The sequence below is a fragment of the Xanthomonas sp. NCPPB 901 genome, assembly GCF_056725085.1.
Window position 1 is genome coordinate 4,745,667 of record NZ_CM161511.1, and the last position, 18,015, is coordinate 4,763,681.

The following is an 18,015-nucleotide window of genomic DNA, read 5'->3' on the forward strand; positions in this document are numbered from 1 at the left end:
GCGGCAAATGCGCGTTACCGGCGGCGACCGTCCGCCGCCATCGGGCATTGGCGTAGTGGCATGCCGGGCCTGCCATCGCACCAGACACGCCGCGGCGTGCACTGCAAGCGGTGGGCGCTAACGTCCAGGCGCCATGTGCGCCGGCTCGTCGATCCCGCGCCCCTGCGCCTGTTGTGCAGCACGCTGCTGCTCCTGCCCCAGCGCCTGATTGGCCAGCGCCAGTTTCTGGTCCGACTGCTCCACGGGCGTGGCCAACGCCTGCTCCACCGGAACGACCGCGCGCTTCATCGCCGGATCGTTCAGCGCGCCCTGCACGGCGATCAGGTTGCCGGTTTTTCCCAGCACCACATGGTCGACCCGCTCCAGCGCATTGCCCGCCAACGAGTAGCCGGCCGCGCCCGGATACAGGTCGCGGTTGTCCTTGCAGGCCGCCAGCAGACTGCGGCTGAGCCGTTCGCTGTCGTGGTCGTAGGCCTTGCCAAGCACTGCATCGACCTTGCGCATGCCTGCGCGGATCTGTTCCAGCAACGCGTGATCCGGATGCCCGGGCAGCGAGGGATCGTCGCTCCGCTGCGCCTCGGCGCCATGCGCGGCAGGCGCCGCTGGTTCCGGCAACCCGTTGGCCAGCGGCGACACGTGCCGATGGGTATCGGCGGTGTGCTGCAGCAAGCCCGCGGCGGGCGGCTGCACGCTGGTGTCGAAGTACGGCAGCGGCCGCCGGTCCCTGCCCAGATCCAGCCCGTTCTCTTCCAGCAGCGCCTCGCGCAGATGCAGCCGCGACAGGTTCAGCGCGATCTGCGGCGTGTCGTTGCCCGGCTGCGGCGGATGGCTTGCTCGCTCCGCTTGTGCGATGAACGAGATCGCACTGGTTGCGTAGTAGTTGGGATAGTCCGAGTTTCCGAGTGCGCCCAGTCCGCCCGGGCTTCTAGGCAACTTATCGAAATAGTTCTGACCCATCGCCTCGAGATTGCCCGGCGTTGGGCTAAGCGTCAGATCACGGTTGATGCTCAAGTTCTGTTTCAACTCGTAGGACAAACCACGCGGCCCATTCTTGAGCTCTATAAAGTCAGCCATTCGCCCAGGCTGCTCCCGATAGATATCTTGAAGTGATGGATGCGGATTGACTGCTTTCACCTTACTTACGACCGCGTTCCATCCCGCAATTTCCGCACCGGCCTCATCGCGCCGGTGCTGGGACAGCAAGGTATCGAGAGGGCCGGTGTAGTCGCGAGGTTCCGACTGATGCCGCGCGATGTGCTTCACCGTGTCATGAAACGCCGCGCGCGCTTGCGCAGTGTCAGCAGCATTGAAACCGTGTTGCAGTTCGTGCCCCAATACGAACGTCAGCTCGCCGGCAGCGGGCAACCTGCCTCCAGGCAGCGCAGCGAGTCGCGCCAGGGGAATCCGCATGGACTGGCTTTGGGGGTCATATTCGCCACCAGCATTCGGATTGGTCAATGGCACGATCTGCTTCAGATACTGCCGCTCGACTGCCGTGTTGAACTGGTCCACCAACACGGGAGAAGCATTGATGATCATCCGCAAATTGTCAGCGTGCTCTCGAGTGACGCCAGGTTGAGCGGAAAATGCCGAAATGACATTTTCAGCCTGTGGACTGATCCCCGCCATGATGCGCTCCTGAGATCAAGTGACAACGATCGTCCTGACACAGGAACGGCCAGTACCTGTATCCGATGTCCACACATGCTCACCTTCCGGATACACCTCCACATGCATTCCCGGGCGATCGAAGGAGTCGTACAAAAGCCGACCGTTCAGCAAGCCCGACTGTCCTGGGGCCGGCTGCGGGGGCGAATCGAAATTATGTTGACGGGCAAATCCCATCTCTTCCAACTGACCGGTGAATTGATCGAAATCGAGCTGGCAGAGATCCCCCATTTCCGGCGAAGTGCCGGAGACGATCGGATTGAACCCGAAGTCCAAACGTGGAGGAGCGGCGCGCATATCGACCTCGAAGCCATGCGTCCACTCAGGACTTACCTGCTCGCCAAATCCATAGCGGTCCACGCCGTTCTCACTATGTTGCGCCTCCACCCCCATCACCTCGCGCAAGCGCTGCGGCGTGAACTCGGCCACGCTCTTGCTGGTGCGGATCAGGGTCAGCAAGCGGCTGAGCATCTGCTCGGCGCTCAGCTTGGGCGACACGGGCGCGGCGGCCGGATCGGCGGCGCCGGACGAGGGGGACGAGGTCATGGCGGGAGAGTCCTTGGCAGGAGGCGCGGCGGCAGGCGCATGGGTGCAGGCCGCACACAGGAGCGAGGCGATCAGGACGAGGGAGGCCCGATGGGGCATGCGGCACATCCTTGCGGCGCGAAGCGATAGGCGCAGTATACGAACACCCGCGTAGGGGGCGGCAAGCCACGCCCCGGCCGTGCCAAGCGGCGGGCGGCCACGTGCCACGCTGCGCAAACCGTAGCGCGCTGGCGCCTGGTCGCTGCGCGCTATCCCGGCGCCGTCCGGCGGGTACTCAGTCCTCGCGACCGGCCGCCAGCAAGGCCAGCAGGCGATCGCGCGGCAACTTGCCGGTCTCGTTGCGCGGCAGGGCCTCGAGCAGGCGCAACCGGCGCGGCAGGAACACCGGGTCCAGTTCGCGGCGCAGCGCGGCCAGGATCGCGGCCTCGTCCAGGGTCGGCGCCACCACCACCGCGGCGATGCGGCCCACCGCCTGGCCCGGTTCCGGATCCAGTTGCAGCATCGCGCCGTCGACCACGCCGGGCAGCGCCAGCAGGCGCCGGGTGAGATCGGCCAGCGAGGCGCGCTTGCCGGCGATCTCCAGCAGGTCGGCCTGGCGGCCGCGCACCTGGAAGCGGCCGTCGGCGTCCACGTCCATCAGGTCGGCCAGCAGCACCGGCTGCGGCAGATGCGGCGCGTGCACCAGGGTGCCGTCCGGCTGCGGCGCCACGCGCACGCCGGGCAACGGCGTCCACGGCACCTCGCAAGCGGTGCGGCGGCTGGCGAACACACAGGTTTCGGTGGAGCCGAACATCTCGCGCACCTCGCCGCCGAAGCGCGCCTCGGCGGCGGCGGCCAGCTCCTGCGCCAGCGGCGCGGTGGCCGAGACGATGCCGGCCAGCGGCGGCAGGGCGACGCCGGATTCGACCAACGCGCGCAGATGCACCGGCGTGGTCACCAGCAGCCGCGGCGCCGGCAGCTGCGCCAGCGCACGGGCCACGTCCTCGGGAAAGAACGGGCGCCCGGCGTGCACCGCCAGCGGCGTCACCAGTGGCAGCAGGATCGACAGCTCCATGCCGTACATGTGCTGCGGCGGCACCGTCGCCACCACCTGCGGCACCGCCGTGTCCGGCCACAGCCCGACCAGCGCCAGCAGGTCCTGGCGGGTGCTGGTGAGGAAGCTGCCCCAGGTCTTGGGATTGGGCTTGGGCGCGCCGGTGCTGCCGGAAGTGAAGCCGATCGCCACCAGCGCGTCGTCGGCCAATTGCGGCATCGGCCCGTCCAGCGACGGCAGCGCGTCCGGCAGTCGCCAGTAGCGCGGCGGCGGCTCGGCCAACGCCAGGTCGCCCAGGCAGTAGCAATCGGCATGGCTGCGCTGCACCTCGGCCACCACCGCCGGCGCGCGCGAGGACGGCAGCAGCGAGGTCTGCCCGCGCAGCGCCACCGCGCAGAACGCGACCATGAAACGGTAGCGGTCCTCGCACAGGTTCAGCGCATGCCGGCCGGCCGGCAGCACCGCGGCCAGGCCGCGCACGTGGCCGAGGAAGGTCGCCAGGTCGATGTGCTCGCCGTTGGCGAAGGCCAGCGGACGCCGCGCGTCGCCGACGGCGAGCGGGTGCAACAGGGGCGCGGCGGGAATCTCGGAGGAAACGGCGGACATGCGTGGCGGCGGCTCGGGCGGGGCGATGACCCGCACGGCGCGGGGAGCCGGTAGCTTGGCCGGCGCCGCCGCCGCTGGCAAGCCGGCGGCCGCCGCGGCCGCCGTCAGTGGTGGTAGCCGGTGTCGGCGGTGATCTTGCCGCGGAACACCCGGTACGACCAGGCGGTGTAGCCCAGGATCACCGGCAGCAGCACCGCCAGCCCGGCCAGCACGAAGCCCTGCGAGGCCGGCGGCGAGGCCGCTTCCCAGATGGTCAGCCCGGGCGGCACGATGTTCGGCCAGATGCCCAGCACCAGGCCGAAGAAGCCGAGCACGAAGAAGCACAGGGTCAGCATGAACGGGCGCGCATCGCGGCCCTGCGCCATCGCCGCACGCCACAGCGCCAGCGCGTTGACCAGCACCAGCAGCGGCACCGGCGAGAGCCACCAGAAATTGCCGTCGTGGAACCAGCGCGCCATGATCCGCGAGTCCAGGAACGGCAGCCAGGCGCTGACCAGGCCCATGAACACCACCACCACCAGCACCAGCGGCCGGGTCAGGGTGCGGGCGATGTGCTGCATCGCGCCCTCGGTCTTGAGGATCAGCCAGCTGCCGCCGAGCAGCGCGTAGCCGAACACCACCGCCGCGCCGGTGAGCATCGAGAACGGGCTGAACCAGCCCAGCACCCCACCCAGGTACTTGCCGTCCTGCAACGGCATGCCTTCCACCAGCGCCCCCAGGATCACCCCCTGCCAGAACGCGGCGCACAGCGAGCCCAGCGCGAACGCCCAGCCCCACAGATACTTGGAACTGCGCGCCTTGAAGCGGAACTCGAAGGCCACGCCGCGGAACACCAGCGCGATCAGCATCAGCAGCACCGGCAGGTACAGCGCCGACAGCACCACCGCATAGGCCTTCGGGAACGCTGCCAGCAGGCCGGCGCCACCGAGCACCAGCCAGGTCTCGTTGCCATCCCAGATCGGCGCGGCGGTGTTCATCATCAGGTCGAGCTGGTGCTCGTCCTCGGCGAACGGCGCCAGGATGCCCAGGCCGAGCACGAAGCCGTCCAGCAGCACGTACATCAGCACGCCGAAGCCGATCACGCCGAACCAGATCACCGGCAGCACGGTCGCCATGTCCATCAGTGGGTCTCCTCGATGTCGTCGTCGGCCGCCGACAGCGGCCGCGCCGGGGTCTTGTCGCCCTCCTGCATGCGCGGCGCCGGCTCGTGCGGCAGCGGCCCATGACGCAGCATGCGCAGGATGTACCAACTGCCGAAACCGAACACCAGCGCGTAGGCGAGCACGTACACGCTCAGCGAGATCCACACCATCGCCGGGCTGACCGGGCTGACCGCATCGCGGGTGTGCAGCAGGCCGTAGATCACGTACGGCTGGCGCCCGATCTCGGTAACGAACCAGCCGGCGACCAGCGCCACGAACCCGGCCGGCAGCATCGCGTTCCACGCCAGATGCAGCGCGCGCCGACGCAGCAGCGTGCCGCGCCACCAGAAGAACAGCGACACCAGCGCCAGCAGCAACATCGCCATGCCCAGCCCGACCATCACCCGGAACGCGTAGAACACCGGCTTCACCGGCGGCCGCTCGTCGGCCGGCACCGCGGTCAGCGGCGTGATCTCGCCATCCAACGTATGGGTGAGGATCACACTGCCCAGGCGCGGAATGGTCACCTCGTAGTCGTTGCGCTCGGCGACCTCGTTGGGCACCGCGAACACCACCAGCGGCACGCCCTGACCCGGCGCCTCGCCGTGCCAGTGCCCTTCCATCGCCGCCACCTTGATCGGCTGGTGCTCGAGCGTGTTCAGCCCATGCGCATCGCCGGCGGCGATCTGCAGCGGCAGCGCGATCGCGGCGAAGGCCACCGCCAGCTTGAGCATGCGCCCGGCCGCGTCCAGGTGTTCGCCGCGGCGCAGGTACCAGCCGCTGACCCCGCCGATCACGAAGCAGGTGGTGATGAAGGCGGCCAGCACCATGTGCGTGAGCCGGTACGGGAACGACGGATTGAAGATCACCTCGCGCCAGTTGGCCGGATGGAACACGCCCTCGACCACCGCGTAGCCGGCCGGCGTCTGCAACCAGCTGTTGGCCGAGAGGATCCAGAAGGTGGAGATCAACGTGCCGATGGCGACCAGGCAGGTGGACAGGAAGTGCAGCTTCTCCGGCACCTTGTGCCAGCCGAACAGCATCACTCCGAGGAACGAGGCTTCCAGGAAGAACGCGGTCAGCACCTCGTAGCTGAGCAGCGGACCGAGGATGTTGCCGGCACGTTCGCTGAGCACCGCCCAGTTGGTGCCGAACTGGAAGCTCATGACGATGCCGCTGACCACGCCCATGCCGAAGGACACGGCGAAGATCTTCAGCCAGAAGAAGTACAGATCGCGCCACACCGTGTCGCGCGTGCGCAGCCAGCGCCACTCCAGGAACGCCAACCAGCTCGACAGGCCGATGGTGAAGGCCGGGAACAGCACGTGGAAACTGATGACGAATCCGAACTGGATGCGCGACAGCAGCAGGGCGTCCATGGGTGCGCCTGAGAAAGCGGAGACGATGCCTATTGTTGGTGCGGCGCGGCGAAATGGGATGTGACGGTTTGTCGCAGTGGCGTCTTGTCGCAGACGCATGCGGGCGAGACCGCGCCTGCGTCCATGCACGTCCAGCACGACGGCGCTCCTGCGAGCGAACCAGGTGCCGACGACGCCCACCCATCGTATCGGCGACGCGTGCAGGAAAACTGTGCTGCCGTTGCGCTTGCGCGCAACCAGGCAGAGACACTCCCACGCGAGGCACAACATGACGGATCGCGCATTCGCTCCCGACGAAAGTGCAGCGGGACCACCGAGGCATCTCTGCATCGTCTGCAACACGATCGATTGGCTCGCGCCGCGTCGTTCCTGAATTGGCATCGCCAGGGCCTGAGTGCGGTGTGCAGCGGCGGGTCGGCGCGCCCTTGCGCGCAGCCCATCCATGACCAACGGCGCAATCGCCGCCACCCTGGCGGCTGCTACGCTTGCGGTTTGCCGTTCGCCCGGAATCCCAGATGCGTCGTCTCGCCCTGAGCGCTGTTGTGTTGCTGTCCCTGTCCTGCCTGCCGCCGCTGGCCGCGGCGCAGGATGCCGCCGCCCCGCTGACCATCGAACAGGCCATGGCCGATCCGGACTGGATCGGGCCGCCGGTCGAGGACGCCTGGTGGGCCTGGGACGGGCGCCAGGTGGAGTACCAGCTCAAGCGCACCGGCAGCCCGGTGCGCGACACCTACCGCCAGGGCATCGACGGCATCGCCGCGCAGCGGGTCGAGGACGCCCAGCGCAGCACCCTGGACGCGGCCAATCCGGTCTACGACGCGCGTCGCCAGCGCATGCTGTTCGTGCGCAACGGCGACGTGTTCCTGCGCGACCTGCGCAGCGGCGCGCTGACCCAGTTGACCCGCAGCAACCAGGCCGCCGCGCGGCCGCAGTTCACCACCGATGGCGGTGCGCTGTGGCGGGTCGGCAACGACTGGTACCGCTGGAGCCCCGGCGGCGGCGTACAGCAGGCCGCGGTGCTCAAGGCCGAGCGCGATCCCGATGCCGCGCCCAAGCCCGACGTGCTGCGCGAGCAGCAGCTGCGCACCCTGGAAACCCTGGCCCGCGACCGCGCCCAGCGCGAGCTGCTGCGCCAGCAGGAGCAGGCCTGGCGTCGCGCCGACAGCAGCCGCGCGCCGGCGCCGGTGTACCTGGGCGACGACGTGGTGGTCGACGACAGCGCGCTGTCGCCCGACGGCCGCCACCTGCTGGTGGTGACCCACGCCAAGGGCGCCGAGGAAGGCCGCGAGAGCAAGATGCCCAAGTACGTGACCGAATCCGGCTACGCCGAATTCCAGGAAACACGCACCCTGGTCGGCCGCAATCCGCCGGTGGCGCAGACCCTGTGGCTGGTCGATGCGGTGGCCGGCAGCGCGCGCAAGCTCGACCTCTCCGTGCTGCCCGGCATCGGCACCGATCCGCTGGCGGCGCTGCGCAAGGCCGCCAAGCAGGAGCCGCTGCAGGGGCCGCGCGCGGTCCGCGTGGAAACCGACGGCGACGGCAGCGGCGCCTCGATGCACTGGAGCGATGACGGCCGCAACGTCGCCGTGCTGCTGCGCGCGGTGGACAACAAGGACCGCTGGATCGCCAGCGTCGACCTGGACAAGGCGGTACTGCAGCCGCGTCACCGCCTCACCGATCCGGCGTGGATCAACTGGAGCTTCAACGACTTCGGCTGGATGCCGGACAACCAGACCCTGTGGCTGCTGTCCGAGCAGTCCGGCTACGCGCACCTGTACACCCAGCGCGGCACCGAGAAGCCGCGCCAGCGCACCTCCGGCAAGTGGGAAGTGTCCGCGCCGGTGGTCAGCGCCGACGGCCAGGGCTTCCTGTTCCTGTGCAACCGCAAGTGGCCGGGCGACTACGAGGTGTGCAAGCTCGACCTGCGCAACGACAGCGTCGCCGAACTGACCGCGCTGGACGGCGTGGAGGACTTCGCGCTCTCGCCCGACGGCCAGCAGCTGCTGGTGCACTACTCCGGCCCCTACCTGCCACCGCAACTGGCGGTGCTGCCGGCCGCCGGCGGCACCGCACGCGTGCTCACCGACACCCGCAGCGCCGCGTTCAAGGCGCGCCCGTGGGTGCAACCGCAGTTCGTGCAGGTGCCGTCCAAGCACGGCGCCGGCACCATCTGGGGCAAGTACTACGGCCCGGCGCAGCCGGAGCCGGGCAAGCGCTATCCGGTGGTGATGTTCGTGCACGGCGCCGGCTACCTGCAGAACGTGTCGGCGCGCTACACCCCGTACTTCCGCGAGCAGATGTTCCACAACCTGCTGGTGCAGAAGGGCTACATCGTGCTGGACCTGGACTACCGCGCCAGCGCCGGCTACGGCCGCGATTGGCGCACCGCGATCTACCGCGACATGGGCCATCCGGAGCTGGAGGACTACCTGGACGGCCTGGACTGGCTGGTCGACAGCAAGCAGGGCGACCGCGGCCGCGCCGGCATCTACGGCGGCTCCTACGGCGGCTTCATGACCTACATGGCGCTGTTCCGCAGCCCCGGCACGTTCAAGGCCGGCGCCGCGCTGCGCCCGGTGGCCGACTGGAGCCAGTACAACCACGAGTACACCTCCAACATCCTCAACACCCCGGACCTGGACCCGGAGGCCTACCGCACCTCCTCGCCGATCGAGTACGCCAGCGGGCTGCGCGACCACCTGCTGATCGCCCACGGCATGGTCGACGACAACGTGTTCTTCAAGGACTCGGTGGACATGACCCAGAAGCTGATCGAGCTGCACAAGGACAACTGGGAGATCGCGCCGTATCCGATGGAGAAGCACGGCTTCACCGGCGCCGACTCCTGGCTGGACGAGTACAAGCGGGTGTTGAAGCTGTTCGAGCAGCAGCTGAAATAGGCCTGCTTGCGGCCGCAGGCGGTCGCGGCTGACGCCGCTCCTGCAGTGGGGAAACCACTGTGGGAACGACGTCGATCGCGACACGGGAAGCGGTGACGTCCTGTCACCAAGGGGCGAAGCGATGCAGCTGCCTTGCGCCGGCAGCAACCCGTCCTATCCTTGCCGGACCCTTCGCGCCGCGCCGCATGCCGCCCCCCACCGAAGGACCGCCGATGCCGCCACCGCCCCTGCCCACCGCCCGCGACCCGATGATCGACTCGATGGCGAAGATCTCGCTGGTGCTCGGCGTGGCCTGGTTGCTGTGCGCGCTGGGCCAGCTCGCGGTGCTGGCCGTGCTGCCCGCCGGCACGCTGCAAGGAGTCGTCGCGCGCATCGGCATCGCGCTGCCGGCGCTGCTGCAATGGTGCCTGGACCATGTGTGGGCGCTGTCGCTGCTGTCGGCGCTGTTGGCACTGCTGTTCTGCGCTGCTGCCTGGGGGCTGCTGCGACGGCGCGAGTGGGCGAGACTGAGCTTCGTTGCCTTCCTGATCGTCACCGGCCTGGCCAACTTCGCCAGTTTGCCGGTGCTGTGGCAATGCTTCGCAGCGCTGGACCAGGTGCTGCCCGCAGCGATGCGGCATACCGCCGAAGGCGCGCAGTTGCTGGGTCAATTGCAGGCCGGCCGCACGATCAGCATCGCCACCGCCGCGGTGACCGCGTTGGTGTTCGCCGCACTGCACGGCTGGATCGCCTACCAACTGTACCGGCCGGCGATCCGCGCCGAATTCCGCCGCTGAGCGCGCGCGGGCGCCCTCCCGCACGCAGCAACGAGTGCGCGTCCGCCGGTGATGCCGCAACCGGGATGTTGCAAGGAATTCGCGCCTTGCAAGCGTGATCGGCTGCGTTCGACCGCGGCATGCAGTAGACGCGGTCCTGCCGCCGACCCCACCCCACTTCGGCACGCCCAAGACACGTGCGTGGGGCGTCTTCGTGCCGATCGCACGCGCTGCAGACGACGATGGTGTTGGCCAGAACGCCGCGCCGAGACGCCACGGCGAGCGCGCGCACCGGGCGCCGACATGGGGATGCCGGCGTAATAACGAGACAAATCCGCCAGCGCAGGCCAAGTGTGACTTGGCGCGCTCTGCCGGCGCTGCGCCGCGTGCAGAATGCTGTCGCATTGAGAACGCCCCGCGCTCCCCGCCGCTGGCGCTTCGTCCCTTGAAGACTCTGGCAACCGCGAACCTTCGCGACGCGGCAAGGGGGAGTCGTGCCTGCGCTCTTCCTGGCCGCTCACCTCCCTCCCAGCAAGGCGTGCATGATGAAGTCGTGGATCTTCGAACAATTGAATATCTCTTCCGACGAGAACCCGCTGCATTTCGATGCATCGGTCTGCAGCGACGAATACGCATGGCGCAGCGAGACGTGGGTGCAAGCCGAATCGCAGGGCTTCCACGGCATCTTCTTCAGCGAACACCACTTCAGCGGCGTGCGCGCCTGCCCTGCCCCGGGACTGCTGGCAGCCAGTGTCGCGGCGCGCACCCGGCGCCTGCGCATCGGCGTCCTCGGCTGGGTACTGCCGATGTGGCACCCATGGCGCCTGCTCGAGGAAATCGGCGTCCTCGATCAAATCAGCCAGGGCCGGCTGGAGATCGGCGTGGCACGCGGCTCCAACCCGAGCGAAGCAGTTGCGGTCGGCATCGGCGAGGACGCTATCCTGCCGATGTACCGCGAAGCGCTGGACATCCTCGAGCAGGCGTTGCACAACCCGGACCTGTCTCATCGGGGACGGTACTGGTCGTTCGATAATTTGCGCATCGTGCCACGCCCGCTGCAACGACCCGCGCCCCCCATCTGGGCCACGGTGCGCAGCCCCGAGGCGGCGGCAGAGGCGGCCCGCCGCGGCCACAAGGTCTGCACCGGCTTCCTGCCCACGCCGCAGGTCGTGCAACTGTTCGATGCCTATCGGCAGGCCGCGGCGCAGGCCGGGCGAGCGCACAGCCCCGAGCAGTTGGCGATCCGCCGCTGCATCTTCGTCGCCGACAGCGGCGCGCGCGCCCTGGCGCACGCGAAGGCCGCACAGGCGCAGATGCCGTCGATCCTGGACGACGACATCATCGCCGGCACTCCCGACGACGTCGGCCAACAGATCCTGGCCCAGCTGCACGCCGCCGGCGCCGGCAACATCGTCGGCTTCTTCGCTGGCCATCGCCAGGACCGCGATGCGGTACAGACCTCCTACCGCCTGTTCGGAGAGCAGGTGATACCGGCACTGAACGCCGCCTCCGCCTGACAGTTCAGGCACCTCCCCACGAGAGTCCGCCATGATGTCCACCCCCAGCCCCTTCGTCGACTACAACGGCGGCTTCGCCGCAGGCGAGAACCTGCTACGCCTGCATCTGAACGAATCGCCCTACGGCCCGCCCCCCGGCATCACCGCGCTGTTGCGGCAGGAACTGGATGCCCATGCCGGACGCTATCCCGAAAGCAGTTGCGAGCCGCTGCGCGCGCAGTTGGCCGACGCCCTCGGCATCGCGCCCGCAATGGTCGCCATAGGCAACGGCGCCGACGAACTGGTGCTGCTGGCCACGCTGGGGATGGCCGGTGCCGGGCAAGCGGTCGCCATCACCGAAGGCACCTTTCCCGGCTACCTGAGCGCGGCGCGTGTGGTCGGTGCGCAGCCGCGCGCAGTGCCGATGCGCGAGCATGGCATCGACGCCGACGCGGTGATCGAGGCAATCGGCGACGGCGCCAAGCTGATCTTCGTCTGCAATCCGCACAATCCCACCGGCAGCCTGCTGTCGATGGCCTCGATCGAACGCATCCTCGACCAGAGCGAGCGTCATGGTGCGACCTTGATCGTGGACGAGGCCTACATGGACTACGTGGAGGAACCGGCCGCCTCGGCATTGGCGCTGGTGCGCGGCGGCCGGCGCCTGGTGGTGCTGCGCACGTTCTCCAAGGCCTGGGGCATGGCGGCGCTGCGTGTCGGCTACGCCGCCGGCCATCCGCAGCTGATCGCGCGGATGTGGGCGATGCGCCAGGCCCTGCCGTTCAACGTGAACCGGTGCGCCCAGCGCGCGGTGCCACACGCGTTGCAAGCGCAGGCGCATCTGCATCGGGTACGCCGGGACAACTGCACCGTGCGCGACACGTTCTGCCGCCAACTGTATGCGGCAGGCATCCGGTTCCTGCCCTCGGCCACCAACTTCGTGATGCTGCTGGCCATCGGCGACAGCGCTGCGGTGGCCGGCAGGCTGGTCCGCGAACACGGCATCCTGGTCCGCGATCTGGGATTGTTCGGCTGGTCGGGATGCCTGCGCGTGAGCATGGCCACCGCGGCGGACATGCAGCGCTGCGTCGCGGCGCTGTGCGCATGCCTGGCCGCGACGTGAGGTGGGGCGCGCCGGCCGCATCGGCCGGAGGCCGCGCAGAGGCCGAAGACACCGCCGGTCCCCAGATCGGCGCCGACCGGCGGCCATCCACGGCCACTGCGTGCGCCGCCGCGGGCGCACGGGAGGCACCCGAACCGGCCCGCGCCCATGTCCTCGTCCGCGCACATGGACGCCGGTACGGCCGATGCGCGGCATCACTGCGGCAGACGCCACGGCGGAGTCCGCCTAGAATACGCCCATGCATCTAGACCGAGTACGCGACTACCTGACCGGCCTGCAGGACCGCATCTGCGCCGCCATCGAGGCCGCCGACGGCCAGGCCCGTTTCGCCGAGGACCTGTGGCAGCGGCCCGAGGGCGGCGGCGGCCGTACCCGCATCCTGCGCGACGGCGCGCTGTTCGAGCAGGCCGGCATCGGCTTCTCCGACGTCGCCGGCACCCGGCTGCCGCCCTCGGCCAGCGCCAACCGCCCGGAACTGGCCGGCGCCTCGTGGTGCGCGGTCGGGGTGTCGCTGGTGTTCCACCCGCTCAGCCCGTACATCCCCACCACCCACGCCAACGTGCGCTACTTCGAGGCGCAGCGCGACGGCGCCACCGTGGCCTGGTGGTTCGGCGGTGGCTTCGACCTGACCCCGTACTACCCCTTCGACGAGGACGCCCGCCACTGGCACCAGACCGCGCACGACCTGTGCGCGCCATTCGGCGCCGACCGCTACCCGGCGCACAAGCGCTGGTGCGACGAGTACTTCTTCCTCAAGCACCGCAACGAGACCCGCGGGGTCGGCGGCCTGTTCTTCGACGACCTGCATGCCGATTTCGAGCGCGACTTCGCCTACCAGCGCGCGGTCGGCGACGGCTTCCTCGACGCCTACCTGCCGATCGTGGAACGCCGCCGCGGCCTGCCCTGGGGCGAGCGCGAGCGCGAGTTCCAGCTGTACCGGCGCGGCCGCTACGTCGAATTCAACCTGGTCTACGACCGCGGCACCCTGTTCGGCCTGCAGAGCGGCGGCCGCAGCGAGAGCATCCTGATGAGCCTGCCGCCGCGGGTCCGCTGGGAATACGGCTTCCAGCCCGAACCGGGCAGCGCCGAAGCGCGCCTGGCCGAGTACCTGGTGCCGCGCGAGTGGCTGGCGTGAGCGGGCCGGCGCGCACTGCGGTACTGGGGCGCGAGGACAAGCGCGCCATCGCCGAACAGGTGCAGGCCTACCTGCGCACCGAGCTGCAGCAGCAGGTCGGCGCGTTCGAGGCCGAATTCCTGCTCGACTTCATCGCCGAGCGCATCGGCCCGCATTATTACAACCGCGGCCTGCACGATGCCCGTGCCGTGCTGGCCACGCAACTGGACACCCTGGACGACGCGCTCTACCAGCTCGAACAGGCGACCGAATCGCGCCGCTAGGCCGCCTATTCAGGGGCGGCGTCGGCCGCGATGCGGCATGCCAGACAGCGCCCTGGCGATATCGCGCGGCCTTGCGCCGGCCGCCGCGACCTGCGCTCAACTGCCCTTGTTGCTGAGAATGGTGATGTGGCCGTTGGTCTCCAGCAGCGCCAGGCGCACGTCGTCGATGCCCAGGCAGCCCTGCTGGCGCATCGCCGCCTCGAAATCGGCATGGCTGACCAGCTCGCGGCGCAGCACCTGGCGGAACACATGGCCATCGCGGGCCAGCACCACCGGTTCGCCCTCGATCAAGCGCTCCATGCGGGCGCTGCGCGAGGTCACCAGGCCGACCGTGAAGTTCAGCGCGATCAGCGTCGCCGCCAGCAACAGGCCGCCACCGAGCGAGGTGTCCTCGCCGAGCAGGGCGTTCTGCACCGCATTGCCGAGCAGCACGATCAGCAGCATGTCGAACGGCGTCAGCTGGCCCATGGCGCGCTTGCCCGAGACCCGCACCATCACCAGCACCGCCACGTACACCACCACCGCGCGGAAGACGAATTCCCACCAGGGCATCGACAGATGGAAAAGATCAGGCATCGCACGGCTCGCAGGGAGGATGGAGCGGCGACCTTACGCCGTGGCGTGCAGGCGGCGATAGGGGCAGGCCCGAAGCGCGGGCATAAAAAAGCCCCGCGGACCAGGGGGAGGTCGGCGGGGCCAGGGAACGGGGACTTGGGGAGGAGTCGCCGTTCCTGGATCTGCTCCAGGGGATGGGAGGAGATCCGCGACAGGTATTGCGCCTGTCGAGGGATATAAGAACATTTCCCACCTTGCTCGTTCGTGAAGATTTAAGTTAAAAATTTGTCAGATTAAGGACGGATTCATTCCCGAAAATCCCGCGAATACCGCGCGTCAACATTCCGTCCAAATCCGGCGCCACCGCCTGCCCGCAGGGTGTGACGGCAGTTGGACTTTCCGCCGCTTGCACCGCCCGCGCGGCGCAAAAAACCCCCGGAAATGGGAAAGCGAAAATCGCTGGCGGGATAATCCTCAGAAAAACTCCGGTGCGCTCTGCGTGGCGCGCGCGCCTGCGATGTCTACGCAGGACACCGCAGCGCCGGGAAGGGCCCCGGAAGCATCCCCGGGGCCCGAGTGGTCAATGCGCCTCGTCCCAGTTGTCGCCCACGCCGCTGTCCACCACCAGCGGCACCTTCAGCTCCGCCGCGGCGGCCATGCGCCGGGTCACCTCCGGCAGCAGCGTGTCGACGAAGTCGGCATCGGCCTCGAACACCAGTTCGTCGTGCACCTGCAGGATCATCAGCGCGCGGGCGCGGTGCTCCTGCAGCCAGGCGTCCACGCCGACCATGGCGCGCTTGATGATGTCGGCGGCGGTGCCCTGCATCGGTGCGTTGATCGCGGCGCGCTCGGCACCGGCACGCAGGCCCTGCTGGCGGGCGTTGATGTCGTTCAGGTACAGGCGGCGGCCGAACAGGGTCTCCACGTAACCCTGGGTGCGCGCCTGCTCGCGCATGCGTTCCATGAAGTCGCGCACGCCCGGGTAGCGGCTGAAGTACAGCGCCACGTAGTCCTGCGCCTCGCCACGGCCGATGCCCAGGTTGCGGGCCAGGCCGAACGCACTCATGCCGTACATCAGGCCGAAGTTGATCGCCTTGGCGGCGCGGCGCTCGTTGCCGGTGACCTCCTCGAGCTTGCGCCCGAACACCTCGGCGGCGGTGGCGCGGTGCACGTCCACGCCGCTGCCGAAGGCGCGCAGCAGGCCCGGGTCCTCGGACAGGTGGGCCATGATCCGCAGTTCGATCTGCGAATAGTCGCAGGCGATCAGCTTGCGCCCGGGCGGGGCGACGAAGGCGCGGCGGATGCGGCGGCCGTCGTCGGTACGGATCGGGATGTTCTGCAGGTTGGGATCGGAGGAGGACAGCCGCCCGGTGGCGGCGCCGGCCTGGTGGTAGCTGGTGTGCACGCGGCCGGTGGCGGGGTTGACCATCTCCGGCAGCTTGTCGGTGTAGGTGCTGCGCAGCTTGGCCAGGCCGCGGTACTCCAGGATCACCCGCGGCAGCTCGTGCTGGTCGGCGATCGCCTCCAGCGCCTCCTCGTTGGTGCTGGGCTGGCCCTTGGGGGTCTTCAGCACCGCCGGCAGCTTCAGTTCGTCGAACAGCACCGCCTGCAGTTGCTTGGGCGAGTCCATGTTGAAGCTGCGCCCGGCCAGTTCGGTGGCCTTCTGCTGCGCGGCCAGCATGCGCTGGCTCAGCTCCTGGCTCTGCCTGCGCAGCTCGGCGATGTCCACGCACACGCCGTTGGCCTCCACCCGCGCCAGCACCGGCACCAGCGGCATCTCGATCTCGCGGTAGACCCGCGCCAGCGCGGGCTCGGCGTCCAGCTGCGCCGACAGGGTGCGGTGCAGGCGCAGGGTGATATCGGCATCCTCGGCGGCGTAGCGGGTGGCGTCGTCGATGGCCACCTGCGAGAAGGCGATCTGCTTGGCGCCCTTGCCGGCCACGTCCTCGTACTTGACCGTGTCGTAGCCCAGGTAGCGCCGGGCCAGCGAGTCCATGTCGTGGCGGCTGGCGGTGGAGTTGAGCACGAAGCTCTCCAGCATGGTGTCGTCGGTGTAGCCCAGCACCTCCACGCCGTGGCGGCGCAACACGTGCAGGTCGTACTTGCCGTGCTGGCCGACCTTGGCCTTGGCCGGGTCCTCCAGCAGCGGCTGCAGCGCCGCCAGTGCCTGCGCCCGGTCCAGCTGCGCCGGCGCGCCGGGGTAGTCGTGGCCCAGCGGCAGGTAATCCGCGCGGCCCGGCGCGGTGGCGAAGCTGAGCCCGACCAGGTTGGCGCGCATCGCGTCCAGCGCGTCGGTCTCGGTGTCGAAGGCGAAGCCGTCGGCGGCGCGCAGCCGCGCCAGCAGGTCCTCGAACTGCTCGGCGGTGGTCACCGCGGCGTACTCGCCCTTGGCGGCCAGCGCCGGATCCAGCGCGCCGTCGTCGGCCGGCGCCGCGGCGCGGGCATAGCCGGCGGCGGTGCCGCGCAGGCTGGGCGCGGCCTCGCTGGCGGCCTCCGGCGCGGCGACGCCGCCGTCCAGGTCGCGCAGCGCCTGGGTGAAGCCGTAGCGCTGGTAGAGGCCGCGCAGTTGCTCCGGTTCCTGTTCGCGCAGGCCCAGGGTGCGCGGCCCGCCGGCCAGCGCCACGTCGGTCTTGATGGTGACCAGTTCACGATTCAGCGGCAGGCGCTGCAGCGCCGCGCGCAGGTTGTCGCCGATCTTGCCCTTGATGGTGTCGGCGTGGGCGATCACCCCGTCCAGCGAGCCGTACTCGGCCAGCCACTTGGCCGCGGTCTTGGGCCCGCACTTCTCCACCCCGGGCACGTTGTCGATGGCGTCGCCCATCAACGCCAGCAGATCGACGATCTGGTGCGGCCAGACCCCGAACTTCTCCATCACCGCCGCGTCCGAATCCATGCGGCTGCCGCTCATGGTGTTGACCAGCTGCACGCCGGGGCGGACCAGCTGGGCGAAATCCTTGTCGCCGGTGGAGATGGTGACGTCCAGGCCGTCGCCGGCGCCCTGCAGGGCCAGCGTGCCGATCACATCGTCGGCCTCGACCCCGTCCTCGCGCAGGATGGTGATGCCCAGCGCATGCACGATCTGGCACATCGGCTCGACCTGCGCGCGCAATTCCTCGGGCATCGGCGGCCGGTTGGCCTTGTACTGCGGGTACAGGTCGTCGCGGAAGGTCTTGCCCGGCGCGTCGACCACGAAGGCGACGTACTCGGGCCGCTCCTTGAGGGTGGCGCGCAACATGTTGACCACGCCGAACAGCGCGCCGGTGGGCTCGCCGGCGGCATTGGTCAGCGGCGGAAGCGCGTGGAACGCGCGATACAGGTAACTGGACCCGTCGATCAGGACTAATCGGCTCATCGGCCAATTCTACGCTGCGGCGCGTTCACGCCCCCGAAACGGGGATCCGCCCCAGGCGCAGC

At 69.2% G+C, this 18,015-nt stretch carries 13 protein-coding genes; 6 read left to right on the top strand and 7 right to left on the bottom strand.

Annotated elements, in window-relative coordinates; all coding sequences use genetic code 11:
* Window positions 1-117: 117 nt before the first annotated feature.
* The 5 genes from AC1PME_RS20230 to AC1PME_RS20250 form a co-directional block, all read right to left on the bottom strand.
* Entirely contained in the window at window positions 118-1,629 is a 1,512-nt protein-coding gene (locus tag AC1PME_RS20230; RefSeq protein WP_481096833.1) for an XVIPCD domain-containing protein, read from the bottom strand.
* A 15-nt stretch (window positions 1,630-1,644) separates the two neighbouring features.
* On the bottom strand, window positions 1,645-2,214 hold the full coding sequence (locus AC1PME_RS20235; RefSeq protein WP_481096834.1) for a hypothetical protein: 570 nt from the start codon (window positions 2,212-2,214) through the stop codon (window positions 1,645-1,647).
* A 274-nt stretch (window positions 2,215-2,488) separates the two neighbouring features.
* Window positions 2,489-3,853: an AMP-binding protein gene (locus tag AC1PME_RS20240; RefSeq protein ID WP_307547217.1), complete on the bottom strand. Its 1,365-nt coding sequence runs from the start codon at window positions 3,851-3,853 to the stop codon at window positions 2,489-2,491.
* Between the two features lie 104 nt (window positions 3,854-3,957).
* Entirely contained in the window at window positions 3,958-4,974 is a 1,017-nt protein-coding gene (gene cydB, locus AC1PME_RS20245) for a cytochrome d ubiquinol oxidase subunit II (protein WP_481096835.1), read from the bottom strand.
* Window positions 4,974-6,374, bottom strand: a complete 1,401-nt coding sequence (locus AC1PME_RS20250) for a cytochrome ubiquinol oxidase subunit I (RefSeq protein WP_481096836.1) — start codon at window positions 6,372-6,374, stop codon at window positions 4,974-4,976. The genes cydB and AC1PME_RS20250 overlap by 1 nt, the downstream gene beginning before the upstream one ends.
* Window positions 6,375-6,889: 515 nt before the next feature.
* Here AC1PME_RS20250 and AC1PME_RS20255 point away from each other — a divergent pair.
* From AC1PME_RS20255 to AC1PME_RS20280, 6 genes are all read left to right on the top strand, one after another.
* Entirely contained in the window at window positions 6,890-9,274 is a 2,385-nt protein-coding gene (locus AC1PME_RS20255; protein ID WP_481096837.1) for a S9 family peptidase, read from the top strand.
* A gap of 212 nt (window positions 9,275-9,486) precedes the next feature.
* Window positions 9,487-10,050 carry a hypothetical protein gene (locus AC1PME_RS20260; protein WP_481096838.1) on the top strand — a complete coding sequence of 188 codons (564 nt, stop codon included), beginning with the start codon at window positions 9,487-9,489 and terminating at the stop codon, window positions 10,048-10,050.
* 521 nt (window positions 10,051-10,571) lie between these two features.
* The gene (locus AC1PME_RS20265) at window positions 10,572-11,546 is read left to right on the top strand and encodes an LLM class flavin-dependent oxidoreductase (RefSeq protein ID WP_307547226.1); all 975 of its coding nucleotides are present in this window, start codon (window positions 10,572-10,574) and stop codon (window positions 11,544-11,546) included.
* Window positions 11,547-11,577: 31 nt separating this feature from the next.
* On the top strand, window positions 11,578-12,648 hold the full coding sequence (locus tag AC1PME_RS20270) for a pyridoxal phosphate-dependent aminotransferase (protein WP_307547227.1): 1,071 nt from the start codon (window positions 11,578-11,580) through the stop codon (window positions 12,646-12,648).
* 238 nt (window positions 12,649-12,886) lie between these two features.
* Window positions 12,887-13,783, top strand: coding sequence for an oxygen-dependent coproporphyrinogen oxidase (gene hemF / locus AC1PME_RS20275; protein ID WP_481096839.1), 897 nt, complete (start codon window positions 12,887-12,889; stop codon window positions 13,781-13,783).
* Window positions 13,780-14,046 (top strand): DUF2164 domain-containing protein, encoded by a 267-nt coding sequence (locus AC1PME_RS20280; RefSeq protein ID WP_481096840.1) that lies wholly within the window; start codon window positions 13,780-13,782, stop codon window positions 14,044-14,046. Before hemF ends, AC1PME_RS20280 begins: the two co-directional genes overlap by 4 nt.
* A 96-nt stretch (window positions 14,047-14,142) precedes the next feature.
* Here AC1PME_RS20280 and AC1PME_RS20285 read toward each other — a convergent pair whose 3' ends face one another.
* Together AC1PME_RS20285 and polA are read right to left on the bottom strand one after the other, a co-directional pair.
* A complete protein-coding gene (locus AC1PME_RS20285) occupies window positions 14,143-14,622 on the bottom strand; it encodes a DUF421 domain-containing protein (RefSeq protein ID WP_254459593.1) in 480 nt (159 codons plus the stop codon).
* A gap of 559 nt (window positions 14,623-15,181) precedes the next feature.
* Window positions 15,182-17,953: a DNA polymerase I gene (polA, locus tag AC1PME_RS20290; protein WP_481096841.1), complete on the bottom strand. Its 2,772-nt coding sequence runs from the start codon at window positions 17,951-17,953 to the stop codon at window positions 15,182-15,184.
* Window positions 17,954-18,015 lie beyond the last annotated feature (62 nt).

Bases quoted from the DNA above. Each gene is read 5' to 3' on its own strand.
- AC1PME_RS20230 (WP_481096833.1), bottom strand. From the start codon at position 1,629: ATGGCGGGGATCAGTCCACAGGCTGAAAATGTCATTTCGGCATTTTCC.
- AC1PME_RS20235 (WP_481096834.1), bottom strand. From the start codon at position 2,214: ATGACCTCGTCCCCCTCGTCCGGCGCCGCCGATCCGGCCGCCGCGCCC.
- AC1PME_RS20240 (WP_307547217.1), bottom strand. From the start codon at position 3,853: ATGTCCGCCGTTTCCTCCGAGATTCCCGCCGCGCCCCTGTTGCACCCG.
- cydB (WP_481096835.1), bottom strand. From the start codon at position 4,974: ATGGACATGGCGACCGTGCTGCCGGTGATCTGGTTCGGCGTGATCGGC.
- AC1PME_RS20250 (WP_481096836.1), bottom strand. From the start codon at position 6,374: ATGGACGCCCTGCTGCTGTCGCGCATCCAGTTCGGATTCGTCATCAGT.
- AC1PME_RS20255 (WP_481096837.1), top strand. From the start codon at position 6,890: ATGCGTCGTCTCGCCCTGAGCGCTGTTGTGTTGCTGTCCCTGTCCTGC.
- AC1PME_RS20260 (WP_481096838.1), top strand. From the start codon at position 9,487: ATGCCGCCACCGCCCCTGCCCACCGCCCGCGACCCGATGATCGACTCG.
- AC1PME_RS20265 (WP_307547226.1), top strand. From the start codon at position 10,572: ATGATGAAGTCGTGGATCTTCGAACAATTGAATATCTCTTCCGACGAG.
- AC1PME_RS20270 (WP_307547227.1), top strand. From the start codon at position 11,578: ATGATGTCCACCCCCAGCCCCTTCGTCGACTACAACGGCGGCTTCGCC.
- hemF (WP_481096839.1), top strand. From the start codon at position 12,887: ATGCATCTAGACCGAGTACGCGACTACCTGACCGGCCTGCAGGACCGC.
- AC1PME_RS20285 (WP_254459593.1), bottom strand. From the start codon at position 14,622: ATGCCTGATCTTTTCCATCTGTCGATGCCCTGGTGGGAATTCGTCTTC.
- polA (WP_481096841.1), bottom strand. From the start codon at position 17,953: ATGAGCCGATTAGTCCTGATCGACGGGTCCAGTTACCTGTATCGCGCG.